This is a genomic window from Sphingopyxis sp. Root1497, from assembly GCF_001427085.1.
Lineage (GTDB): Bacteria > Pseudomonadota > Alphaproteobacteria > Sphingomonadales > Sphingomonadaceae > Sphingopyxis.
On sequence record NZ_LMGF01000004.1, the window covers coordinates 93,844 to 117,883 of the forward strand.

A 24,040-nucleotide genomic window follows, 5' to 3' on the forward strand; every position below is an offset into this window, starting at 1 on the left:
GCAACGATCGGGAGAGACACATGGGCTGGGATGTGAATCGGCGAACCTTCGTCGGCGGCATGGGCGCGCTCGCCGCGGCGGGGCTGGCGCTGCCGACCTATGCGAAGAACGGCAAGAAGCTCAACGTGCTGATGATCGTCACCGATCAGGAACAGAGCGTCGCGAGCTACCCTGCCGGGCTGCTCGAAAAACTGCCGCATCACCGCGAGTTGATGGAACGCGGGATGCTGGTCGAAAACTACCATGTCCACACCACCCCCTGCACCCCGTCGCGCTCGACGATCTTCCAGGGCCACCACACGCAGCAGACCGGGCTGTTCCTCAACAGCGACAATGCGCCGAACCCGGTCGCGGCGGAGGATATGCCGACGCTGGGCCATATGATGCAGGCGGCAGGTTACTACACGAGCTACAAGGGCAAGTGGCATCTCAGCCGGATGAATTTCGAGCGCAACTGGAACCGCGTGCCGGGCGGCATCTACCCGAGCACCGAGCGTGCGATGGAGAAATACGGCTTCCACGACTATGGCTTCGACGGCGAGGAGCTGGGGCTGACTTGGGACGGCTATCGCGCCGACATGTTCGTCGCGGGCGACGCGGCGCGCAGCATCTTCGACTTCGTGCGCCGCGACAAGGCGGGCGGGAAGCCGTGGTTCATGGTCGTCGGGCTGATCAACCCGCATGACATCATGTTCTATGACGCCACCGGCGAGCAGGCGAAGCATCGCGTCCATCCCGACATCCTCGCGCCGCTGCGCCGCGAGCCGGGCGACCCGATCTATGAGGTCGACAACAAGTTCGACCTGCCCGAAAGCTTCTACAAGGACGATCTCAGCACCAAGCCCGAGGCGCACAAGGGCATCCAGCGACTCAACGACCTCTTCTACGGGCCGATGCCGCTCGACGACCTCGACAGCTGGCACCGGTTCAACAATTATTATTACAATTGCCTGCGCGACGTCGACCGGCGGCTGGGGCAATTGCTGTGGGCGCTCAAGGAAAGCGGCCAGATCGACAATACGATCATCCTGTACACCAGCGACCATGGCGAGCGCGCCGGGGCGCACGGGCTGCGCCAGAAGGCCGGCACGATGTACCGCGAGGAAACCAACATTCCGATGATCATCGCGCACCCCGATGTGAAGGGCGGACAGACCACCAAAGGGCTGATGGGCGCGATCGACATCGCGCCGACGCTGATGACGATCGCCGGGCTGTCGGCGGACGAAGGGAAGAACCGCTTCCCGAACCTGCCGGGGGTCGACGTGTCAGAACTGCTGACCTCACCGACCGCGCCGACCGAGCGCGACAAGCGCGGGCATTTCTTCAACTATGCGGTCGCGCATATGTGGGAGCCCAATTCGACCAAGGTCGTCGGGCCGCGCCCGCCGGGCGAACAGGTCGCCGACTACAGCAAGATCTACGATCTCGAAAAACGTCGTCTGCACCGCGGCGTCCACGACGGGCGCTGGAAGTTCGCGCGCTATTTCGCGCCGGCGCACCACCACCAGCCGAAGGACTGGAAGACGCTCAATGCCCGCAACGACCTCGAGCTCTACGACACCCACGCCGACCCCAGGGAAATGGTCAACCTCGCCAATGATCCGAAACACCGCAAGGAGGTGATGCGGCTCAACGCGATGGTGAACGCGCTCGCGGACCGCGAGATCGGCGTCGGGTTCGACGACGGCCGCGAATATCCAGGGCCGACCGAGATGTACAACCAGCCCGGCTAGTCGTGCAGCGACGCCGCATCGGCGCAAGGCGCGGTTTCGGGCTGGATCGTGGCGTGATGGATTTCGAACCGCGCCTCCAGCGTCGCGGCCAACGCGACGCGGACCACGTCCACATCGCCGCCATCGGAGACGACGACATGCGCCGTCAGGCTCGCATCGTCGCCCGCAACCGACCAGATATGCAAATCGTGCACGTCGGCGACCCCCGGCTGCGCGCGCATCGCCGCGCGCACCGCGTCGAGATCGATGCCGCGCGGTACGCCCTGCAACAGGATATGCGTCGTGTCGCGGAGCAATATCCACGTCCGCGGCAGCACCCACAGACCGATCGCGATCGCTACGACGGGATCGACCCAGTTCCATCCGGTCCCCCAGATCAGCAACGCCGCGCCGATTACGCCGACCGACCCGAGCATGTCGGCCCACACTTCGAGATAGGCACCCTTGACGTTGAGGCTGTCATCCTTGCCGCCCGCGAGGACGCGCATCGCGACGAGATTGACGAGCAGCCCGGCGCTCGCGACCAGCAGCATGCCGAGCGACTGGACCTCGGACGGCGCGAAAAAGCGCTGGATGCCCTCGTAAAGGACGAAGCCCGCGACGAGGAACAGTAGCACCGCATTGAAGGCCGCGGCGAGGATTTCGAAGCGGCGATAGCCATAGGTGCGCCGCTTGTCGGCCGGACGCTGCCCGATGCGGATCGCGGCGAGCGCGATCGCCAGCGCCGCCGCGTCGGTGAACATATGCGCAGCGTCGGACAGCAAGGCGAGGCTGTTGAACAGCCATGCCCCGACGAGCTCGGCGACCAGGAAGCTCGCGGTCAGCCCGAGCGCGATGGACAGGCTGCGCGCATTGGCACCCGCGCCGTGATTGTGCGCGTGCCCCGCCTCGCCATGATCATGTCCTGCGCCCATATCGCTTCTCCGTCAGGCCGCCGCCGCCGGCGCCGCGGCCTGCTGCAATTCGCCGCGCGCCTGGCGGAACACTTCGAGGCTGCCCCAGATTGCGAGACCCGCCATGATGCCAGCGACCGCGAGGTCGGGCCAGCCGCGGCCGGTGCCGAAGACGCCGAGCGCGGCGGCGAGCACCGCGAGGTTGCCGATCGCGTCGTTGCGCGAGCAGATCCACACCGAGCGCATGTTCGCGTCGCCGGTGCGATAACGATAGAGCATCAGCGCGACGACGACATTGGCGACGAGCGCCGCACCGCCGACGAGGCCCATGGTTTCGGCGTGCGGCGTCGTGCCGCTGAGGAAGCCCCATATCGTCGCGCCGAGCACGCCGAGCCCGAAGAGCAGCATCGTGGCGGCCTTGAACAGCGCGGCGCGGGCGCGCCAGGCGAGTGCCATGCCGGCGACGCCGAGGCTGATCGCATAGTTGGCGGCGTCACCGAGGAAATCGAGCGCGTCGGCCTGAAGCGCGCGCGAGTCCGCCGCGACGCCCGCGACGATCTCGACCGCGAACATCGCGGCGTTGATCAGCAGCGCGATCCACAACACGCGCCGCCACTTGGGATCATTGAGCGCGGTCGTGCCGCTTTTGCCGGCACAGCATTGGTCGGCCATCTGCCGAATCTCCTTGGGATTTCGAGTCGATATCGACTATGCACCCTGTAGCAACTACAGGGTCAAGACATGAAAATCGGCGAACTCGCGCGCACCACCGGCGCCAATATCGAGACGATCCGCTATTATGAGCGGATCGGCCTGCTTCCCGAGCCCGACCGCACCGCCGCCAATTATCGCAGCTATGGCGACAAGCACCGCTCGCGGCTGGCGTTCGTGCGCCATTCGCGCGAGCTGGGGTTCACGATCGAGGAAATCCGCTCGCTGCTCGACCTGTCGGACCATCCCGAGCGCGACTGTTCGGAAGCCGACCGCATCGCCACCGGCCATCTGGAGCAGGTCGAGGCGAAGATCGCACAGCTCGCTACGCTGCGCGACGAACTGGCGCGGATCGTCGGGCGGTGCCGCGGCGGGCTGGCGGGCGATTGCCGGGTGATCGAGGCGCTGGGCGATCATCAGCTGTGCGAAGCCACGCACGCATGACCGCACCGCTGGCAACGATCGGCTGGTATGTGCTGGCGGCGCTCGGCGAGGTCGGCGGCTGCTTTGCGGTGTGGGCGGTGTTGCGGCTGGACAAGCCGTCCTGGTGGCTGGCGCCGGGCGCGATCGCCCTCGCCTGTTTCGCTTATGCGCTCACGCGGGTGGAGGCCGAGGCGGCAGGGCGCGCGTTCGCGGCCTATGGCGGCATCTATATCATCGCCTCGCTCGTCTGGCTCAAGCTGGTCGAAGGGGTGTCGCCGGACCGGTGGGATCTGCTCGGCGGTCTCATCTGCCTCGGCGGCGCGGCGCTGATCCTGTGGGGTCCGGGGCGCAGCTAGAGCCGATGGGCAGAGCGAAGCGTCATTTTGAGTTATATAACTACGTTTACTTTCTATCGCAATTGACATATTGGCGGGGGAAAGAGGACAGACGGCCCAAGGTCGCCGGTCACGGGAAAGGACGAATGGCATGGATTTGAAGCCGGGTTCGCGCTGGAAAAGCGCGGTGTGCGACGCGCAACTGGTGGTCGTGCGGCCGCCGAGCGCGGCGGGCGAACTGCAGTGTGGCGGCGTTCCGGTGCTGCCGATCGACGATGCGAGCGCGCCGAGCGGCGATGTCAGCGCCGATTTCGCCGAGGGCGTGATGATCGGCAAGCGCTACACCGATGAGGCGAGCGGGATCGAAGTGCTCGGCGCCAAGGCGGGCAAGGGATCGCTGTCGTTTGACGGTGTCGCGATGACGATCAAGGGCGCGAAGCCGCTTCCCGCCTCGGACTGACATAGATGCGCACGCCGCTGCTCCTCGACATTGCCGCCGATGCCTGTAGCGACCGCCTGGCGATCGGCGGACGCGACGGCGGGCTCGATTTCACCGCCTACCGCGCGCGGGCGAGCCGCGTGGCGGCCTGGCTCGTGGGCAAGGGCAAGGCGAACACCGCGTTCCTGGGGATGAACGGCGACGCGCTGCCCGTGTTGCTGTTTGCGAGCGGGATGGCGGGGACGCCGTTCGTGCCGCTCAACTACCGCCTCGCCGATGGCGATTTGAACAAGCTGGTCGCGCGCACCGCGCCCGCGATGCTGATCGCCGACGATGAGATGCTGCCACGGATCGCGCCGGTCGAGGGCGTCGAACTAGTCGCGCGGAGTGATTTCGAGGCCGCGTTCCTGCGCGGCGACGTGCCCGAACCTATGATGCTGGACGAGGCCGAGAATGATATCGCGGTGCTGCTGTTCACCAGCGGCACGACGGGCGATCCGAAGGCGGCGGTGCTGCGCCATGGCAACCTCACCTCCTATGTGATGTCGACGGTGGAATTCCTCGGCGCCGACGAGGATGAGGCGGCGCTGGTCAGCGTGCCGTCCTATCATATCGCGGGCATTTCGGCGATTTTGACCGCGGCCTATGGCGGACGGCGGATCGTCTATCTGCCGGCCTTTACCGCCGAGGATTGGGTCGCGACGGTTGCCCGCGAAGCCATCACCCACGCGATGGTGGTGCCGACGATGCTGGGCCGCATCCTTGATGTGATGATGGAAACGGGCGAGACGCTCCCGTCGCTGCGCGCGCTGTCCTATGGCGGCGGCAAGATGCCCGAACCGGTGATCGCGCGAGCGCTCTCGGCGTTGCCGCATGTCGCCTTTGTCAACGCCTATGGGCTGACCGAAACCAGTTCGACGATCGCCTTGCTTGGCGCCGAGGATCATCGCGCCGCCTTTGCGTCGGACGACCCGGCGGTGCGCCGGCGCATCGCATCGGTCGGCCAGCCGCTGCCGAGCCTCGAACTCGAAATCCGCCGCGACGACGGGACTTGCTGCGACGTGGGCGAGCATGGTGAGATCCATGTCCGCGGCGAGCAGGTGTCGGGCGAATATCTGCACAAAAAGGCGATCGCTGACGACGGCTGGTTCGCGACCAACGATGCGGGCTGGCTCGACGAAGGCGGCTATCTGTTCGTCGAGGGACGGCTCGACGATGTTATCGTGCGCGGCGGCGAGAATATCTCGCCCGGCGAGATCGAGGATGTGCTGCGCGGGTTCGACGATATCGCCGATTGCGCGGTGCTCGGCATTCCGTGCGTGCAATGGGGCGAGAAGGTCGTGGCGGTGATCGTGTCGCGATCGGGCGCCCCCGACACCGATGCGATGGCGGCAACGATCCGCGCCAAGCTGCGTTCGACCAAGACCCCCGAACAATGGTTTGTGCGCGATGAGCTGCCTTATAACGAGACCGGAAAGCTGCTGCGCCGAATCCTCAAGGCCGAACTGGCCGAAGAGGTTTGCGCCGGGTAGGACGGCGTGATGACCGCACCCGATCACCACGCCGATCATCTTGGGGCCGACCGTCTGTCGGCGCCGGGCGGCGAGCCGGTGCTGGTGGTCGATGCGGCGCGCTGGTCGCGGCCGAAGGTGCCGATCCAGGCGGTGGTGATCGGGGTCGACCGCGAGGGTGATTTGCCGGCGGTGGTCGCCGACGATTTCGACCTGTTGCTGACTTTGGCGCACGACGCACCGCGGCCGTGGGTGCCGCTCGACGGGCGCGATGTCGAGGGCCAGGTCGAACGGCTGACGAGCGCGGTGCGTGCCAATCCGCTGGCGGCGACGATCGGGGCGCAGCTGTTGCGACTGACGGCGAGAATGCCGCTGGCCGATGCGCTGACGGCCGAATCCCTTGCCTATTCGGCGTTGCTCGGCGGGGCGGAGTTCGCGCACTGGCGCGAAACCGCGCTCATCGACGACGGGCCGCCGACGCCGGCCGAACCGGTGACGATCGAGCGCGACGGCAACCGGCTCATGCTGACGTTGAACGACCCCGCAAACCATAATGCGATGACGGCGGCGATGCGCGATGGACTCTATGAAGCGCTCGCCAACGCGCTCGACGACCCGAGCGTGCCCGATGTGCTGCTCAAGGGCGCGGGCAAATGCTTTTCGACCGGCGGCGACCTGTCCGAATTCGGCAGTGCGCGCGACTTGGCGGAGGCGCATCTGGTGCGGACGTTGCACAGCTGTGCCCGCGCGCTCGATGCTCTGGGCGATCGGGGGACGGTGCGGCTACACGGCGCCTGCGTCGGATCGGGGATCGAAGTCGCAGCGGCGGCGCATCACCGGATCGCGGCGTCAGACGCGTGGTTTCAGCTGCCCGAAATCGGCATGGGGCTGATTCCCGGCGCAGGCGGGACCGCGACCGTCGCGCGCGCGATCGGGCGGCATCGGACGATGTGGATGCTGCTGTCGGGCAAGCGCGTCGGCGCTACACAGGCGCTCGACTGGGGCCTGGTTCACAAGATCGAGCGTGAGTCTTGACCGCCTTGCTCGACGCCGTTGCGGTGGCGGGCGACCGGCTGGTCGCGGCATCGGGCGGGCGCATTGCTCTCGATCCGCGCCGCGCACTGTCGCGGCATGACGATCTGACGCTCGCGGAGCCCGGCGAGTGGTCGCCGAACCGGCATTGCCGGCTGGTGCGGTGCCGCGACGGGTGGATCGCGGTGTCGCTGGCGCGCGACGAGGACCGCGAACTGGTTCCGGCATGGACCGGCGCGACGTTCGAGGACGAGCCATGGGATGCGATCATAGGCTTTGCGGCGGAGCGTCCGGCGGGCGTGGTGGTTGCCGGGGCCATCGACTTGCATATGCCGGTGGCGCGGGTCGGCGAAGCGGAGCCACTGGCGGTTTCCGACCTCGGGTCCGGCAAGCCCAGCGACGGCATCATCGTCGACCTGTCGGCGCTGTGGGCGGGGCCCTATTGCGGGGCGCTGCTCGCCGAGGCGGGCTATGCGGTGGTCAAGGTCGAAAGCCCCGGGCGCCCCGACCCGACCCGGCTGCATACGGCGCACCTCGACAAGCGGCTGAACGGTGGCAAGCGACATCTGGTCATGGCGCTCGACGGCCCGGACCTGCTGGCGATGATCGGCGAGGCGCGCGTTCTGATCACCTCGGCGCGGCCGCACGCGCTGGCGCGACTGGGGCTGGATGAGGCGCGGCTGTTTGCGATCAATCCCGACCTGTTGTGGATCGCGATCACCGCGCATGGCTGGTCGGGCGATGCCGCGATGCGGGTCGGTTTCGGCGACGATTGCGCCGCGGCGGGCGGGCTGGTGCGGTGGGAGGACAACCGACCACAGTTCATCGGCGACGCGCTGGCCGATCCGTTGACCGGGCTGACCGCGGCGACGCTGGCGCTGGAGGCGTTGGCGGCGGATAAGTGCGGGTTGCTCGATGTTTCGCTCGCCCGCACCGCCGCGACTTTCGCCAAGGCGATGGCATGAGCGAGCGGTTCGACCTGATCCTCCGCAATGCGCGCGGCGCCGATGGCGGGCCGCTCGCCGTCGCCGTTCGGGATGGATGCATCGCGGCCCTCGGCGCGGCGGTGGATGGCCATGGGCCCGAGATCGATGCCAACGGGCTGACTTTGGGGTCGGGTCTGCACGATCATCACCTCCACTTGCTGGCGACGGCGGCGCGGATGGAGTCGGTCGATCTCGCCGATTGCCGGACGGTCGGGGCGGTGGTCGCCAGGCTGCGCGCCGGAGCCGGGGCCCCCGGAACATGGGTGCGCGCGATCGGCTATGACGAGCGGGTGGCCGGCTTGCCCGACCGGGTCTTGCTTGACGCCTGGCTGCCCGATCATCCGTTGCGGGTACAGGATCGGACGGGCGGCTATTGGCTGCTCAACAGCGCGGGACTGGCGCAACTCGGCGAACCGCCCTTCCCCGATTGCGTCGAGCGCGATGCTGATGGGCTGGCGAACGGACGGATTTGGCGCGGCGATGGCTGGCTGCGCGGGCGGATCGGCGGGGCGCCGCCGTCGCTCGCGGCCTTGGGTATGAAGCTGGCCGAGTGGGGCGTGACGGGCGTCACCGATGCGGGGGCATCGAACGGGCCTGCCGAGGCTGCGCTGCTCGCGGGGGCGATGCCGCAGCGGCTGGTGATGATGGGGAGCGAGGAGCTACCCGCGAGTGAAGGCTATGTGCTGGGGCCAGTGAAACTGCTGCTCGACGAGAATGATTTGCCTCCGGTGGACGCGGTCGCGCGGCGGATTGCGGCGGCGCGCGCTTTGGGACGCAATGTGGCGGCGCATTGCGTGACGCTGGGCGAACTGGTCTTTTATCTGGAAGCGTTGGTTGTGGCAGGCGGGGCGCAGACGGGCGACCGGATCGAGCATGGCGGGATGATCGCCGACAGCCTGATCGGCGATATCGCGGCGGCAGGATTGACGGTGGTGACGCAGCCGAATTTCATTCACGACCGCGGCGATCGCTATCTGTCACAGATGGAGGCGGACGATCTTGGCGATCTCTATCGGCTGGGTTCGCTGACGCGCGGCGGGGTGCGAGTGCTTGGGGGTTCGGACGCGCCTTATGGCGATGCCAATCCTTGGGTGGCTTTGCGGGCGGCGACCGATCGGCGGACGCGCGGGGGCGACATCATCGGGGAGAGCGAAGCCGTCGGGCGGGCGGAGGCTTTGGCGCTGTATCAGGGCGCGCTTGCGATCGGGGCTCCAGCGGACCTGATATTGTATGACTGGCCCCAGGATATGGGCGCGTTGGGGACCGTTGGTTTGACCATGATCGGCGGCGAGATCGTCTGGCAGCAGTGAAACCGACTTCTGTCTGGATCGTCATTGCGAGGAGCGAAGCGACGCGGCAATCCAGAGTAGGCGTAAACCGCCCTGGATTGCTTCGCTGCGCTCGCAATGACGACGTTTATATGTCCGGGACGCGCTGCTTCAATCCCGCACCAGCAGCATCGCCCCCGCGAGCGGGCCGCCCGAGGTCGAGGTGGCGCAGACCTGCGGGTCGCCCTTTACCTGCCGCGCCCCGGCGCGGCCCCAGAGCTGGGTGCAGGCTTCGTGGACCGCGCCATAGGCGTGGAGGCGACCGCCCGACATCGCGCCGCCGCCGGTGTTGACGGGCAGGTCGCCGTCGAGCGCGATGCGGTGGCCGCCGTCGATAAAGTCCTTGGCACCATAGCGTTCGCAGAAGCCGAAATTTTCGAGCCAGTTGATCGTGTGGAAGCTGAAACCGTCGTAGAGTTGCGCGACGTCGACATCAGCTGGCTTGAGGTCGGTGCGGCTCCATAGCATCTCGGCAACCTTGGGCTGCGCCTGCGTGTCGAGTTCGGCCAGTTGGGTCCAACTGTTGCGGTAGCGCATCGACGAGCCGATCGCCTCGATGCGGATCGGCGGATTCTTCAGGTCGCGCGCGACGTCCATGCGCGACACGATGATCGCGGCGGCACCGTCGATCGGCACGTCGCAATCGTAGATCCGCAGCGGGGTCGCGATCAGCGGCGACGCGAGATAATCGTCGATGGTGATCGGGGTCTTGTAGATCGCGTTCGGATTGAGCGCGGCGTTGCGGCGCTGGTTGACCGCGATCTGGCCGACCTGCTCGGGCTTTATGCCGCTATTGTGGACATAGAGGTTGAAGAACAGCGCCTGCTGGAGCGCGGCGGCATAGGTGTAATAGGGCGCGTACCAGGCAAAGGGGCCGGCCTGACGCTGGCCTTCACGCAGCAAGGAATTGGCATAGGCGGTCTTGCGCGCGGTTGCCTCGTACATGGTGCGGAAGATCAGGACGTTGCGGCAGAGGCCCGCGGCGATCGCACCGATCGCGTTGAACACCGCGCCATATTGGCCGGGTGCCTCGCCGCCGCCGCCGTACCAGCCGACTTCGAGCCGCAGCGCATCCTGCAGCGCCGCGCAGCCGACCGGCGAGAAGCCCGAGCCGTCGGCTTTCTCGCCGGGCCAGGTCGCGATGCCGTCGATGTCGGCGCGAGTCAGTCCGGCGTCGGCGATCGCTTCGAGCGCGGCATCGACGGTGAGTCCGAGCGCCGACCTGGTCGCGCCGCGCGAGACTTCGGACATACCGACGCCGGTGATCGCGGTGTTTTTCTCGGCGAAACGGGTCATGATTGCACCGGATGGAAGAGGGGTATCCACAAATCCTCGGCGGGTTCGAAGACGACCTCGACCTCCATGTCGAAATCGACTGCGTCGGGCGGACATTCAACGATGTTGCAGGGAATGCGGACATCGTCCTGCTCCGCGATCGCGACCAGCGCGAGGACATAGGGTTCGGTCAGGTCGGGTACCCAAGCCTTGTGATTGACGGTGAAGGTAACCACCCTGCCCCGTCCCGACACCGCGTGCGGCGCGACGTTGCGGCTTTCGCAGCGCGGACAAAAGGGCACCGGCGGATGAACATAATATTCGCAGTCGGCGCAGCGGTGGATCGCGAGCTTGCCGTCGCGGCCCCATGTCCAATAGGCCTGATTGTCCCGGTCGATCACCGGCAGCGTTCGCGCAATCATGTCTCTCTCCCAGTTATTACACTAGGTCATAAACCAAGAGTTGACACATCGTCAATTTTTGCGATGATGCGCCCAACGATAAATCAACTGGAAGAGGAGAGTCGCCATGCAGATGGACGATATGGTGATCATCAGCGTCGACGATCATGCGGTCGAACCCCCCGAGGCTTTTATCCGCCACTATCCCGAGGGCAAGAAGGACCGCGCGCCGCGGATCGTCCAAGACAATGGCAAGGATATCTGGTCGTGGAACGGTCAGCGTTTCCCGACCATCGGCCTCAACGCCGTCGTCGGCCGCCCGCGCAGCGAATATGGCATGGAGCCGAGCGCCTTCGCGCAGCTCCGCCCCGGCACCTATGACCCGAAACTCCGCGTCGACGACATGAACGCCAATGGCGTGCTCGCCTCGCTCAACTTTCCGACGATGCCGAGCTTTGCCGGCGGGACCTTCGTGTCGATGGCGCAGAAGGATCCCGAGGAGGCGCTGCTCGCCTGCCGCGCGTGGAACGACTGGCACGTGCAGGAATGGTGCGCGACCGCGCCCGGGCGTTTCATCCCGATGTGCCTGATTCCGATGTGGAACATGGACGACACGCTGACCGAACTGAAGCGGATGAGCGACCTTGGTGTCCATGCCGTCAGCTTCTCCGACAATCCGTCGAACATCGGCCTGCCGAGCATCCATAACGAATATTGGGAGCCCTTCTGGAAGGCGTGCAGCGACTACAAGATGGTGATCAACTGTCATATCGGCACCGGCGCGCGCGCGATGCATCCCTCGCCCGAAAGCCCGATCGACGCATGGATCACCGCGATGCCGATCTCGATCGCCAATTCGGCGGCCGACTGGACCTTCGCGAAATTCTGGCAGCGTTATCCCGATCTGCGCATGGCGCTGAGCGAGGGCGGCATCGGCTGGATCCCCTATTTCCTCGAGCGCGCCGATTTCACGCACGAACATCATCATGAATGGACCTACACCGACTTCAACGGCGAACGGCCGTCGGACCTGTTCAAGCGCCACATTATCTGCTGCTTCATCGACGACCAATTCGGGGTGAAGAATCTGGAATATATGAACACCGACATGATCGCCTACGAATGCGATTATCCGCATTCGGACACGGTGTGGCCCAATGTCCCCGAATATCTGTGGGCATCGGTCAATGGGCTGGAGAAGAATGTGGTCGACAAGATCACCCACCTCAACGCGATGCGCGAATACAGCTTCGACGCCTTTGCGCTGAACGGCGGGCGCCAGAATTGCACCGTCGCGCACCTGCGCGAGCTGGGCAAGGATGTCGATGTCAGCCCGCGCCACAACCTCGGCGGGCTCAAGACCGACAGCATGGACGCGATCGGTCAGGCGCGTCGTCCGGTGACGTCGGGCGACATCGAACGCATGTTCGCGTCGGCCTGAGCGGAGGATATCATGACCGAGACGACGCTCTCCCGCTGTCCGATCGCGCATGCCCCGGCGGATGCCCCGCCGGTGCCCGCGCATGTGCCGGCAGACCGGGTGCTCGACACGCGCTTTGCGCAGGGCCAGATCGCCTATGATCTGCCCGACCCGTATCTGCCCGCCGATGTGATGCGCGACCCCGACGTGCCGCGCATCCTCTATTACCCCTGGCCGACGAGCGGTCGCCAGCATGGCGCCTGGACGGTGTCGCATTATGACGACATCCGCCGCGTCTATGAGGACAACGACATCTTCTCGACCGAGGGCGCGGCGCAGTTCCAGGCGCTGGCGGGCGAGACCTTTCCGTCGATCCCGCTCGGCATCGATCCGCCCGACCATGGCCGCTATCGCCGCTTCCTGAACCCCTGGTTTACCCCGGTCGCGATGAACGACATGGAGCCGAAGATCCGCGCGATCGTCAGCGAGATGATCGACGCCGTGGTCAAGGACGGCGAGGTCGATATCGCCTATGACTTCGGGCGCATCTACCCGGTCCGCGTCTTCCTGAACCTGATGGGTTTCCCCTTCAGCATGTTCGACCAGTTCCTCGAATGGGAATATGCGATCCTGCACAACCCCGACATCGGCGCCAAGGCCGAGGCGGTGAAGGGCATCCTCGCCTATCTTCGCGGCTTCATCGCCGAGAAGCAGGCGAACCCCGACGAGACGCTGGGCAGCTATATCGCCAACGGCCAGATGGACGGGAAACCGCTGACCCCCGACGAGACCATCGGTACGACCTGGTTCCTGTGGCTCGGCGGACTCGACACCGTCGCCTCGACGATCAGCCAGATGTTCCGCCGCATGGCGCTCGACACCGAACTACAGGCGCGCATCCGCGCCAATCCGGAGATCATCAACAGCGCGGTCGAGGAATTTTTGCGCGTCCAGCCGCTGGTCAACAGCGGGCGCCGGATCAAGAAGGATTTCACCTGGCACGGCGTCGACCTGAAAGAAGGCGACTGGATCGCCTGCATCAACAGCTCGGGCAATTTCGACGAAAATCAATTCGCCTGCCCGCGCGATTTCGACCCCGAACGCAAGAACAACCGCCATTTCACGCTGATCGGCGGAGTGCATATCTGCCTCGGCGCGCATCTGGCGCGGCGCGAGCTGCGCGTGCTGCTCGCCGAATGGCTGTCGCGCGTGCCGCCCTTCCGCCTCAAGCCCGGCGCCGATACCACGGTGATCCCGGGGCTGTTGTCGATCCGCAACCTGCCGATCGTCTGGGACACAAAAACCGCCTGACAGGAACAAGACCATGGCCTTTTTGAAATATGACGACGCCATCTATGTCGGCGGCGAGTGGCAGAAGACCGACCAGCGCGAGGCGGTGATCAACCCCGCCGACGAAAGCCTGCTGATCGAGGCGCCGGTGGGTAGCGCGGCGCAGGTCGATGCCGCGATCGGCGCGGCGCGTGCGGCGTTCGACCAGGGTGACTGGGCCTATATGCCCGTCGCCCAGCGCCAGGCGATCTTGACGCGTTTCCTCGATGCGCTCGACGCGCGCAAGGCGGCGATCGTCGACATGATCGTCGCGGAGGCCGGCGCGACGCGGATGCTCGCCGAGTTCCTGCAGTACGGCATCCCGATGAAACATGCGCGGCGGACGATCGAGGTCGCCTCACGCCCCGCCGTCTCGTCGCTGCCGGTCGAGCTGACCCCCAATGCACAGGGCCGCACGACGCTGGGCACCGGAGTGGTTAGCCGCGAGCCGGTGGGCGTGGTCGCGGCGATCTCGCCGTACAACTTCCCCTTCTTTCTCAACATCGGCAAGGTGATCCCGGCGCTCGCGGTCGGTTGTACCGTGGTGCTCAAGCCCTCCCCCTACACCCCGATGGAAGCGTTGATCCTCGGCGAGATCGCCGACGAGGTCGGACTGCCCAAGGGTGTGCTGAGCATCGTCACCGGCGATATCGAGACGGGCAAATTGTTGACCACCGACCCGCGCGTCGACCTCGTCCACTTCACCGGGTCGGACAAGGTCGGGGCGATGATCCAGGCGCAGGCGGCGCCGACGCTGAAACGCATCGTGATGGAGCTTGGCGGCAAGTCGGCGCTGATCGTGCGCGCCGATGCCGATATCTCCAAGGCCGCGGCGGCTGGGATCATGGGCTTCACGACGCATGGCGGCCAGGGCTGCGCGCTCACCACGCGCCACATCGTCCACAACAGCATCCGCCCGCAGTTCGTCGCGGCGATGCAGGCGATGCTCGGCCATCTCAAGATCGGCAATCCGGCCGATCCCACGGTCAATTACGGCCCGCTGATCCGCGAAGTCGCGCGCAAGCGCACCGAGGATTATGTCGCGATCGCACAGGATGAAGGCGCAACGTTGGTCGCGGGCGGCAAGCGGCCCGAGGGGCTCGACAAGGGCTATTATTACGAGCCGACTTTGTTCGACAATGTGAAGAACGACAGCCGTCTCGCGCAGGAAGAGGTGTTCGGCCCAATCGGCGCGGTGATCGGCTACGACGATGACGACGACGCGATCGCGATGGCCAACCACAGCGATTTCGGGCTGTCTGGGGCGATCTACTCGGCCGATGCGGGACAGGCGTACCGCATGGCGCTGAAGCTGCGTACCGGCGGGGTCGGGATCAACGGCGGTGCCGGGACGATGCAGTCCGACGCGCCGTTCGGCGGCATCAAGCGCTCGGGCTACGGCCGCGAATATGGCGAAGAGGGCCTGAACGAATTCACCTACCAGAAGGTCATCGGCTTCCACGCCGAATAAGGGGACGAGCCATGACCAAAGTGATGTCCGGCATTCGCGTCCTCGAGGTCGCGCAATTCACCTTCGTTCCGGCGGCGGGCGGGGTGATGACCGACTGGGGCGCCGATGTGATCAAGATCGAGCATCCGGTACGCGGCGACGCGCAGCGCGGCATCCAGATGCTGCAGCGGCTCGCGGTCAATCCGCAGCGATCGTCGCTGATGCAGCATCCCAATCGCGGCAAGCGCAGCGTCGGGATCGATATCTCGACCGAGGAAGGCCGCGAACTGCTCTATGAGATCGCGAAGACCTCCGACGTCTTCCTGACCAACTACCTGCCCTCGGCTCGGCAAAAACTCGGGATCGATATCGAGCATATCCGCGCCGCGAACCCCGACATCATCTATGTCCGCGGCAGCGCGTTCGGCGACAAGGGGCCCGAGCGCGACAAGGGCGGCTTCGACAGTACGGCCTATTGGGCACGCGGCGGGTCGGCGGTGCTGGTGACGCCGAAAGAACTCGACGGGCCGCTGACCCAGCCGGGGCCGGCCTATGGCGACACGATCGGCGGCATGAACATCGCGGGCGGCATCGCCGCGGCCTTGTTCCACCGCGAACGCACCGGCGAGGCGACCGAGGTCGATGTGTCCTTGCTGTCCTCTGGAATCTGGGCGACCGCCTGTTCGGTCGACGTCGCGATGGAACTGGGCAAAGACCCGTTCGAAAATCTGATGCCCGGTGGCGGGCAGTCGGTCGGCACCAACCCCTTCATGGGGGTGTTCAAGACGGCAGACGGCAAGTTCATCAATCTCACCGTGCTGTCGCCCGGACCCTATATCGAGGATGTATTCGGGCATCTCGGCATCCCCGAAGCGGCGCAGGACGAACGCTTCTCGACCGCCGAGGCGATCATGGCGAATGCGGCCGAGGCCTATCCGCTGGTCAAGGCGGCGATCGCGGCGCAGCCTTACGCCTATTGGATCCAGCATCTCAAGACGATGCGGGGGCAATGGGCCGCCTATCAGTCGGTCCATGATGTCGCGAGCGACGAGCAGGTGCTGGCCAACGACCTGATCTTCGAGGTCGAAAGTGCCGACGGCGGCGCGCCGATCCGGCTCGTCGCGAACCCGGTGCAGTTCAACCATGAAGGCGTCGAGAATAGCCGCGCGCCCGAGGCGTCGGAGCATACCGAGCTGTTCCTGATGGAACTCGGGCTCGAGTGGGACCGGATCGAGGATCTGAAAAACAAGAAGGCGATCGCCTGAGGGCGCGACGGTCATGCCCCCTCCCCTTCGCGTCGGCATCATCAGCGCCGCCTGGGGCGCCAAGGCGCACCTCCCGGCTTGGCGTAGTCTCGACGGGATCGAGGTCACCGCGATCTGTACCTCGCGGCCCGAGACCGCGGCGAAGGCGGCGGCGGATTATGGCGTGGCGCGGGCGTTCCACGATTTCCGCGAGATGGCCGCCGACCCAGACATCGACATCGTCGATTGCGGCACCCGCCCGCCGCTGCGTTACGATATGGTGATGGCGGCGCTCGGCGCGGGCAAGCATGTCTATAACGGCATCCCGTTCGCCAAGGACCTGAGCGACGCGCGGGCGATGACCGACGCCTGGCGGAAGGCCGGGACGGTCGCGGTGGTCGATGCCTTCATGCAGGCGGTGCCGGCGATGGTGCAGATGAAGGCGATGGTCGACGCCGGCTGGCTCGGCGAAGTCTTCGGTGCCGATATCGCGTTCGAGGTGCCGTTGTTCAGCGCCGCGCAGACCAATGTGCCGGGCTATGTCTGGTTCGCCGATCCCGCCAACGGCGCGAGCGCGGGGCGCAATCTGGGCAGCCATATGCTGCACCTGCTGGTGCATTTTTTCGGGCCGGTGGCGTCGGTGACGGCGGACCAGTCGCTGGCGTTGAGGGCGTGGCCGCTGGACGGGGAGACCATCCGTCCGGCGGTGCCCGACCGGGCGTCGCTGTTGCTGCGCCACGCATCGGGGTTGCCAACGCGGCTGGAGGCGAACTGGGGCAAGATCGGCGGCGAGGGGTTCCGCTTTTCGGTCTGGGGGTCGAAGGGACGCCTCGAAGCGCGCGCGCCGGTGTTTCCGATGGCGCATGATACGCGATTGTTCGGAACGCGCGATGCGGCGCTGGGCACGGCGGCAATGGACGAGATTATGGTCGAGGCGGACTATCGGGCGGTGGCGGGTTGCCATGCGGTGGCCGAGCGCCCCGAGACCGGGCTGTTCGCGCTCGCGTCGATCTTTGCGGCGATGCGCGATGCGATCAATGGCGAGGGTATGGCGGCGCCCGATTTCGCGCAGGGATTGCATGTGCAGGAGGTGGTCGAAGCGGCGGTGCGCGCGAGCGACGAGCGGCGCTGGGTCGATATTCAAGCTTAGAAAAAGAACCCGTGCTCCCGCGAATGGGGGAGTCCATCACCGGCCGGCGCCACTTTGAACCGACCGGAGATGGGTACCCGCCTTCGCGGGGACACAGACCCTTTTTCCATCGCTGGATTTCAATCCCGCCGCAGCAGCATCGAGCCCGCGATAAATCCGCCGCCCATGCCGCACGCCGCGACCTTGGCGTCGGCGACCTGACGTCCGTCGGCCTGCCCCCAAAGCTGCATGCACGCCTCGTGCAGCAACCCGAAGCCGTGCAGCCGCCCGCCCGACAACTGCCCGCCGCCGGTGTTGACCGGGAAGCGCCCGCCGGGGCCGATATTGCCCTCGGCGATGAAATCCTTCGCTTCGCCATGGCCGCAGAAGCCGAGCGCTTCGAGCCAATAGGGCACGAAGATGCTGAAGCCGTCGTAGAGCGCGAGCATGTCGACATCGGCGGGCTTCAGGTCGGTGCGTTTCCACATGTCGGCGGCGCTGTCGTGCGCGCCCATCGTTGTGAGGTCGGTCCGCTGGTCCCAGGTTTCCTGCGAACCCAGCGCGGAGCCCATCGCCTCGATCGTCAACGGTGCGCGCGCGCAGTCCTTGGCGGCGTCGGCGGCCGAGACGATCACGACGCAGGCGCCGTCGATCGGCACGTCGCAGTCGAACAGGCCGAGCGGCGACGAGATCATCCGGGCGCCGAGATACTCGTCTATCGTCAGCGGGGTGCGCATGACGGCAGAGGGGTTTTGCTGCGCAAAGGCGCGTTGGCCCGTCGCGACAAGACCGAGATGCTCGCGGGTCATGCCGAATTCATGGAAATAGCGCTGCGCCATCCAGCCGGCCCAGTTCGACGCCGACATCGCATTGGCAGGGACGAGGTAGCTGTACCAGCCGCCGAGCCGGGCGCGGCCGGCGCCGGGGATGCTGGCGCGCCGAGTCGCGGTCTGCGAACTGCTTTCGGTGAGCGCGCGGAAACAGAGGACATGGCGCGCCTGCCCGGTCGCGACCGCCATGGCCGCGACCTGGATGGGTGCCATCTGCGACGGACCGTCGGGGACAGCACTGTGCCAACGGGTCTTGAGGCCGAGGGCGTTGCGCACCTCGCCGGTGCCGAGCGGCGACATGCCGGGCGAATTGTCGGCCTTGCCCGGATAGGTCGAGATGCCGTCGATATCGTCCTTGGTCAGCCCCGCGCATTCGAGCGCGCGGCGAGCGGCCTCGGCGAGATGGAGGATCGCAGGGCGGTTCGTCTTGCGGCCGATGTCGGACATGCCGACGCCGGTGATGGCGGCGTCGAGGGTCATTGCGCAGGCTCCCACTGGGGGAACCAGACATCGTCGACGTTGGCGAAGGCCACGCGCACGGCCTGCCCTATCCTGACGGTTTCTGGGTCGGTGTTCACCACCTCGGCGGTGACGCGAACGCCCGGGGCGCCGTCGAGATCGACCACTGCGAGCGCGAAAGGCACCGGCATATCGGGCATCCACTGCTGGTGGTTCACGGTGTAGGTATAGACGGTACCGGTGCCGGGAACCGTTTTGAATTCAACCGCTTCGCTCCAGCACTTCGGGCAGACGAGTTGGGGCGGATGGATCGCATGATCGCAATCGCCGCAAAAGGCGATGATGAGTTCGCCTTGCGCGCCGCCGGTCCAGAAGGCGGTGTTTTCGGGGGTAAGTTCGGGGAGTGGTCGCATCGATTTTCCTGCAAAACGATCTTGGAAGTTCAAACCTGGAGCGTGGCACCGCCGCTGACGCGGAGCGTTTCGCCGGCGACGAAGCTTGCGCCCGGCGACACGAGCCACAGCATCGCCTCGACGATGTCGCGCTCCTCGCCTTCGCGTTGGATGATCTGCATCGCCATCACATGGTCGACCACCGGCTGCGGCAGTTCGGCGCGGATGGTGTCGGTGAAGATCAGTCCCGGCGCGATTGCGTTGACCCGGATGCCCTCGGGCGCGAGTTCGTTCGCGAAGGAGACAGTCAGGCCGCGCACCGCGAGCTTCGAGACGCCATAGGCCTTTTGCGCGCCATAGGCCGCCATCGAGGCGATATTAACGATCGATGCGCCCTCGCGCCCGGTCATGAAGGGTCGCGCACCGAGCGTGCAATAGACAACGCCCCAGACATTGACCTCGAACATTTGCCGCGTGCGTGCGGTACCGAGTTTACCGATGAATTCATTCGCTTCGGCCGAATGGATGCCGGCATTGTTGATCAAGATATCGATGCCGCCATGACGATCGGCGATGTCGGCCATCGCGGCGTGAACGCCCTCCTCGTCCGCGACATCGACCATGACAGCCTCGGCGCCATGGCCGATTTCGGCGGCCGCCGCCTTTGCCGCAGCTTCGTCGAGATCGAGCTGCACCACCCGGGCGCCACGCTCCGCGAGCGCCATGCCGAACGCCTTGCCAAAGCCGCGCCCGCCGCCGGTGATGACGGCGACCTTGCCCGTCAGATCATGCACGATCACGGCCTTCTCCGCCTGCGGCAGCCGCCGTCTTTGGCAGCAGCAATGCGACCAGCACGGCGGCGGTGCACAGCGCGGCGATGACGATGACGGTGATGTCGTAGGCGAAGGGCGACGGATAGCTTTCCTTGCCACGGCGAGCGATGTCGACGGCCAGCAGCGTGGTCACCATCTGCGCCCCGATGCCCATGAAGAGCTGGCGGATGACGGTGAGCAGGCCCGAAATCTCGCTGATCCGTTCGGGCGGCGAGGCCTGGGCGATGATCGTCGGGGCGACCGAAAAGAGCATGGTGGTGCCGAAGCTGATGACGATGAGCTGGACGACGACCTTCCCGAAGCTGTCGACATCCATGACGAACCAGAGCAGCCAGCCGGAGACCGTCACGATCCCGCCCGCGATCAGCGCAAAACGTCCACCACCGCGCGCCGCGAGCCAGCCGCCGAGTGGCCCGGCGAAGACCGAGCTGAGGTTCGACGGCAGCTTGGCGACGCCCGCGAGCGTCGCGGTGAAACCAAGGCCGGCGATCGTCCAGAGCGGCGCCTGCATCAGCAGCGAGAAGAAGACGGTGATCTGGAGTGTGCTCATCGCGACGAGCGCGGTCACCGCGCTGCCGACCGCGATGGTGCGGTCCGAAAAGCTGCGCACCGCGATCAACGGATTCGGGCTGGCGAGGCTGGCGCGCAACCACCAGAGGGTGAGCAATATCCCTGCGCCGAGCGCCGCGAGCGGCAGCGGGGCGGCCCAACCCCAGTCCTTGCCCATGGTGAAATAGACGAGGACAAGTGCGACGCCGGGCGCGAAGGCAAGGCCAGAGAGCCAGTCGACGGGTTGGCTCGCGGCTTGGCGCGGCGAGCGTGGCAAGAGGCCGGCGATCGCGACCGCGGAGACGGTGCAGAGGCCCGCGCTGGCGAAGAAGACGCCGTGCCAGCTGAAATTGTCGACGATCACGCCCCCGACGACGAGCCCCGCCGCGGTGCCGATCGAGGCACCCGATATCATCAGCCCGATCGCCATCGGCGCGCGGTCCTTGCCGGCATTTTCGTGGACGAGACCGATGCACAGCGGCAGGATCGCGCCGGTGACGCCCTGCATCAGGCGCCCCGCAAGGAGCACCGGGAAATTGGTCGACAGCGCGCTGATCAGCGAGCCGACCGCGCCGATGACCAGCACCACGACGAGCACCTGCCGCCGCCCGAACAGGTCGCCGAGACGCCCGACGATCGCGGCGATCGCCGCGCCGACGATCAGATAGCCGGTGATCAGCCAGCCGACCATCGCGGGGTTGCCGAAATCCTCGATCAGCTTCTTGAGCGCGGCGAGGATCATCGCGGTCTCGAACGAGCCCGTGACCTCGGCGATCCAGAGCGCGCCGATGATGAGCGGAAGATTGCGGCGCGGTGTCACCCTAGCCCGCGATCGCCTTGGCGCCCTCGGGCACCCCGACCTGTGCGGCGCGGACCTCGATCAGGTCGACGCCGATGTCGGCCGGCAGGCCGATGACCGAGAGCAAAGCCTTTGCCATCGATTCGGGGGTCGCGCCCTCGCCCGTCATCGACGCATGGCCGGTTTCGACGATCTTTTTGTAAAAGGCGGCGACGGTTTCCTGCGACCAGCTCTTGCCGCCCGACCCGCCCTTGACCGACCCCGAGCGCAGCACGGTGACGCGGATGTCGTCGCTGCGCAGTTCGTCGCGGAGGCCATGGCAGAGGGTTTCGACCGCCGCCTTGGTCGCGGCGTAGAGCGCCAGCATCGGGAACGGCATGTTCACCGACTCGCTGCTGATCGCGATGACCTGACCCTTGGTGGCGCGCAGATGCGGGATCGCGGCGCGGATCAGCCAGGAAACGCCGAGGATGTTGATGTCGATATGGCTGCGGATCATCTCGTCGCTGCCCGCTTCGAAGGCGAAGGGGTGGAAGATGGCGGCATTGGCAACGACGACATCGATGCGGCCGAAATGGGTGGCCGTCTGCGCGACGGCGGCGTTCACCGCCTCCGACGAGGCGACATCGCAGGCGATCGGCAGCACGGCATCGCCATATTCGGCGGCGAGGGTCTCGAACTCCTCCGACGGACGTGCGAGGCACGCGACCTTCACGCCCGCCGCGACAAGCGCGGCGACGAAATGTCGTCCCATTCCTTTTGACGCGCCGGTTACGACGGCGACCTTGCCGCTCAGCCCTTCCATCCCGAATCCCCTGATTTTTGGTCTTTTCGTTTCATTTTTGACGATACGTCAATTTTTTGCCATATCGCAACCCCGCTGTTAGGATGGCGGCAAGATTTCGGGGCAGGATCACCTATTTGACGCAGACACAGGCTATTACGACGGCACCGACCCCGCCCGAGCGCAAGCTCGGCGCAAAGGGGCAGCGGACACGGCAACAACTGATCGAGGCAACGGTCGACCTGCTCGAAACGCACGGATTGCGCGACGTGTCGGTGGTCGACGTCGCGCGCGCAGCGCAGACGTCGCCCGCAACCTTCTATGTCTATTTCAAAGGGGTGCCCGAGGTGGTGCTGGCGGCGCTCGAGCATGCGAGCCAGACCTCGCCCGCGCTCGAAGCGGTGGTCGCGCGCGACTGGCTGGCCCCCGGTGCCGAGGAAGCTGCGGCGGCGTTCGTCGAGGAATATACCGGCATCTGGAATCGCAACCGGACGATCTTCGTCGTGCGCAACCTCGCGGCCGAGGAGGGCGATGCGCGTTTCTATGAGGCGCGCATGACGCAGGCGCGTCCGATGATGGATGCGATCAGCCAGCAGGTCGTACGCGCGCAGGCCGCAGGACGGACACCCGCGCACCTGTCGCCGCGGTCGTGCGCGGGCACGGTGCTGATGATCCTCGAGCGCCTGTCGGCGATCGGGCCGATGAGCAGCCATTCGGACGGTGTCGGCTATGCCGATCTGAAGGCGGCGGCGGCGCATAGCATCGCGATGATGCTGGGCGCGCGGGGGTGAGAGATATTTCCCCTTCCGCTTGCGGGAGGGGCAGCGAGACTTGCGAGCTTGCTCGCTAGTCGCAGCGGGGAGGGTTGGCGAGGTCACAGGCCCTCCCCTAACCCCTCCCGCAAGCGGGAGGGGAACATTAGCCCGCCGCTTCCGCGATCATCTTCTGGATGTCGAGTACGCCGGTCGCCAAACCACCCGCGAGGCCCGCGTCGACGGGCAAACACACGCCGCTGATGAAGCTCGCGGCGTCGCTGTTGAGCAGGATCAGCGGCAGCGCCTGTTCCTCGGCGGTCGAATAGCGGCCCTTGGCCTTCGCGAAGGCGCCGAGCACCGCGTCGCCCGCCACTTTGCGGAATTCACCGAGCATCGGGGTGTCGATCGGGCTGGGCATGGTGCAGTTGATGCGGATGTCGCGACCGATCAGGTCGGGGGCGCGGACCTGCGTCCAGGTGTTGATCGCTTCCTTGGCGAGGCTGTAGGGGTCGCCCACTTCCTCGGCACGGTCGAGATACCATTGACGCGCCTCGGCAAAATCCTCGATCGCGATGAATTCGCGCAGCAACGGCTGGCGCGTCAGCCATTTCATGCCGCCGAGCGACGAGACCGAGACGATCGCGGCGCCGGGGTTGAGGTGCGGAATCCATCCCTCGGTCCAGGCGCGGATGCCGAGGAAGTTGACGGTGACGACATCCTCACCGGGGAAGGTCTGCGGCAGGCCCGAGACGTTGAAGACGGCGTCGATCTTGCCGCCGATCTTGTCGATACCCGCCGCGATGGCATCGGGGTTCTTGAGGTCGACTTCGGTAAAGCTCGCGAGATTGACCGGCGAGGGTTTGATGTCGGCGCCATGCACTTCGGCGCCGAGGTCGACGAGCGCGCGCGCGGCGGCTTCGCCGGTGCCCGAGAAGCAGCCCATCACGACGACGCGCTTGCCCTTATATCCCAAAATGTCGGTAGCCATGTCCCAAAC

General features: G+C 66.1%; 24 protein-coding genes. 14 read left to right on the forward strand and 10 right to left on the reverse strand.

What is annotated here, in order from left to right; genetic code table 11:
- Positions 1–20: 20 nt before the first annotated feature.
- Positions 21–1,736, forward strand: coding sequence for a sulfatase-like hydrolase/transferase (locus ASD67_RS12000; RefSeq protein ID WP_056347478.1), 1,716 nt, complete (start codon positions 21–23; stop codon positions 1,734–1,736).
- Here the strand turns inward: ASD67_RS12000 and ASD67_RS12005 are convergent.
- Together ASD67_RS12005 and ASD67_RS12010 are read right to left on the reverse strand one after the other, a co-directional pair.
- Complete coding sequence (locus tag ASD67_RS12005) at positions 1,733–2,650, reverse strand: cation diffusion facilitator family transporter (RefSeq protein WP_056347480.1); 918 nt, start codon at positions 2,648–2,650, stop codon at positions 1,733–1,735. The two genes, ASD67_RS12000 and ASD67_RS12005, sit on opposite strands and share 4 nt — an antisense overlap.
- Before the next feature lie 12 nt (positions 2,651–2,662).
- Complete coding sequence (locus ASD67_RS12010; RefSeq protein ID WP_056347482.1) at positions 2,663–3,301, reverse strand: cation transporter; 639 nt, start codon at positions 3,299–3,301, stop codon at positions 2,663–2,665.
- Positions 3,302–3,370: 69 nt separating this feature from the next.
- Here ASD67_RS12010 and ASD67_RS12015 point away from each other — a divergent pair, with 69 nt between their 5' ends.
- The 7 genes from ASD67_RS12015 to ASD67_RS12045 all read left to right on the forward strand — a co-directional run bounded on the left by ASD67_RS12015 (position 3,371) and on the right by ASD67_RS12045 (position 9,376).
- Positions 3,371–3,784, forward strand: a complete 414-nt coding sequence (locus tag ASD67_RS12015; RefSeq protein WP_056347484.1) for a MerR family transcriptional regulator — start codon at positions 3,371–3,373, stop codon at positions 3,782–3,784.
- Positions 3,781–4,119: a YnfA family protein gene (locus tag ASD67_RS12020; protein ID WP_056347486.1), complete on the forward strand. Its 339-nt coding sequence runs from the start codon at positions 3,781–3,783 to the stop codon at positions 4,117–4,119. Before ASD67_RS12015 ends, ASD67_RS12020 begins: the two co-directional genes overlap by 4 nt.
- A 130-nt stretch (positions 4,120–4,249) precedes the next feature.
- Positions 4,250–4,558 (forward strand): hypothetical protein, encoded by a 309-nt coding sequence (locus ASD67_RS12025; RefSeq protein ID WP_235535669.1) that lies wholly within the window; start codon positions 4,250–4,252, stop codon positions 4,556–4,558.
- 5 nt (positions 4,559–4,563) lie between these two features.
- Positions 4,564–6,069 (forward strand): class I adenylate-forming enzyme family protein, encoded by a 1,506-nt coding sequence (locus tag ASD67_RS12030; RefSeq protein ID WP_056347488.1) that lies wholly within the window; start codon positions 4,564–4,566, stop codon positions 6,067–6,069.
- Between the two features lie 9 nt (positions 6,070–6,078).
- Positions 6,079–7,083: an enoyl-CoA hydratase/isomerase family protein gene (locus ASD67_RS12035; RefSeq protein ID WP_056347490.1), complete on the forward strand. Its 1,005-nt coding sequence runs from the start codon at positions 6,079–6,081 to the stop codon at positions 7,081–7,083.
- Entirely contained in the window at positions 7,080–8,045 is a 966-nt protein-coding gene (locus ASD67_RS12040) for a CoA transferase (protein ID WP_056347491.1), read from the forward strand. Before ASD67_RS12035 ends, ASD67_RS12040 begins: the two co-directional genes overlap by 4 nt.
- Positions 8,042–9,376, forward strand: a complete 1,335-nt coding sequence (locus ASD67_RS12045; RefSeq protein WP_082545029.1) for an amidohydrolase family protein — start codon at positions 8,042–8,044, stop codon at positions 9,374–9,376. The genes ASD67_RS12040 and ASD67_RS12045 overlap by 4 nt, the downstream gene beginning before the upstream one ends.
- Before the next feature lie 129 nt (positions 9,377–9,505).
- Here ASD67_RS12045 and ASD67_RS12050 read toward each other — a convergent pair whose 3' ends face one another.
- Positions 9,506–10,690, reverse strand: a complete 1,185-nt coding sequence (locus ASD67_RS12050) for a thiolase family protein (protein WP_056347493.1) — start codon at positions 10,688–10,690, stop codon at positions 9,506–9,508.
- Entirely contained in the window at positions 10,687–11,091 is a 405-nt protein-coding gene (locus ASD67_RS12055; protein WP_082545030.1) for a Zn-ribbon domain-containing OB-fold protein, read from the reverse strand. Before ASD67_RS12055 ends, ASD67_RS12050 begins: the two co-directional genes overlap by 4 nt.
- Before the next feature lie 106 nt (positions 11,092–11,197).
- On the opposite strand from ASD67_RS12055, the gene ASD67_RS12060 reads away from it, so the two are divergent.
- Genes ASD67_RS12060 through ASD67_RS12080 form a run of 5 tightly spaced genes read left to right on the forward strand, consistent with a single transcriptional unit; the run spans position 11,198 to position 17,663 of the window.
- Positions 11,198–12,511, forward strand: coding sequence for an amidohydrolase family protein (locus ASD67_RS12060; protein WP_056347496.1), 1,314 nt, complete (start codon positions 11,198–11,200; stop codon positions 12,509–12,511).
- Positions 12,512–12,523: 12 nt separating this feature from the next.
- On the forward strand, positions 12,524–13,801 hold the full coding sequence (locus tag ASD67_RS12065; RefSeq protein ID WP_056347498.1) for a cytochrome P450: 1,278 nt from the start codon (positions 12,524–12,526) through the stop codon (positions 13,799–13,801).
- Positions 13,802–13,814: 13 nt separating this feature from the next.
- Positions 13,815–15,290: an aldehyde dehydrogenase family protein gene (locus tag ASD67_RS12070; RefSeq protein ID WP_056347500.1), complete on the forward strand. Its 1,476-nt coding sequence runs from the start codon at positions 13,815–13,817 to the stop codon at positions 15,288–15,290.
- Between the two features lie 11 nt (positions 15,291–15,301).
- Positions 15,302–16,534 carry a CaiB/BaiF CoA transferase family protein gene (locus tag ASD67_RS12075; protein WP_200938022.1) on the forward strand — a complete coding sequence of 411 codons (1,233 nt, stop codon included), beginning with the start codon at positions 15,302–15,304 and terminating at the stop codon, positions 16,532–16,534.
- A 13-nt stretch (positions 16,535–16,547) separates the two neighbouring features.
- The gene (locus tag ASD67_RS12080; protein ID WP_056347502.1) at positions 16,548–17,663 is read left to right on the forward strand and encodes a Gfo/Idh/MocA family protein; all 1,116 of its coding nucleotides are present in this window, start codon (positions 16,548–16,550) and stop codon (positions 17,661–17,663) included.
- Between the two features lie 119 nt (positions 17,664–17,782).
- On the opposite strand, the gene ASD67_RS12085 is transcribed toward ASD67_RS12080, so the two are convergent.
- Genes ASD67_RS12085 through ASD67_RS12105 form a run of 5 tightly spaced genes read right to left on the reverse strand, consistent with a single transcriptional unit; the run spans position 17,783 to position 22,309 of the window.
- Positions 17,783–18,952, reverse strand: a complete 1,170-nt coding sequence (locus tag ASD67_RS12085; RefSeq protein ID WP_056347504.1) for a thiolase family protein — start codon at positions 18,950–18,952, stop codon at positions 17,783–17,785.
- Positions 18,949–19,344 carry a Zn-ribbon domain-containing OB-fold protein gene (locus ASD67_RS12090; RefSeq protein ID WP_056347506.1) on the reverse strand — a complete coding sequence of 132 codons (396 nt, stop codon included), beginning with the start codon at positions 19,342–19,344 and terminating at the stop codon, positions 18,949–18,951. The genes ASD67_RS12085 and ASD67_RS12090 overlap by 4 nt, the downstream gene beginning before the upstream one ends.
- 29 nt (positions 19,345–19,373) lie before the next feature.
- Positions 19,374–20,123 (reverse strand): SDR family NAD(P)-dependent oxidoreductase, encoded by a 750-nt coding sequence (locus ASD67_RS12095; protein WP_235535670.1) that lies wholly within the window; start codon positions 20,121–20,123, stop codon positions 19,374–19,376.
- Positions 20,110–21,525, reverse strand: a complete 1,416-nt coding sequence (locus ASD67_RS12100; protein WP_056347508.1) for an MFS transporter — start codon at positions 21,523–21,525, stop codon at positions 20,110–20,112. The genes ASD67_RS12095 and ASD67_RS12100 overlap by 14 nt, the downstream gene beginning before the upstream one ends.
- Position 21,526: 1 nt before the next feature.
- On the reverse strand, positions 21,527–22,309 hold the full coding sequence (locus ASD67_RS12105; protein ID WP_056347510.1) for an SDR family oxidoreductase: 783 nt from the start codon (positions 22,307–22,309) through the stop codon (positions 21,527–21,529).
- Positions 22,310–22,425: 116 nt separating this feature from the next.
- On the opposite strand from ASD67_RS12105, the gene ASD67_RS12110 reads away from it, so the two are divergent.
- Complete coding sequence (locus ASD67_RS12110; protein WP_056347512.1) at positions 22,426–23,079, forward strand: TetR/AcrR family transcriptional regulator; 654 nt, start codon at positions 22,426–22,428, stop codon at positions 23,077–23,079.
- A gap of 127 nt (positions 23,080–23,206) precedes the next feature.
- On the opposite strand, the gene ASD67_RS12115 is transcribed toward ASD67_RS12110, so the two are convergent.
- Positions 23,207–24,031 carry a coniferyl-alcohol dehydrogenase gene (locus ASD67_RS12115; protein ID WP_056347513.1) on the reverse strand — a complete coding sequence of 275 codons (825 nt, stop codon included), beginning with the start codon at positions 24,029–24,031 and terminating at the stop codon, positions 23,207–23,209.
- Between the last annotated feature and the right edge of the window lie 9 nt (positions 24,032–24,040).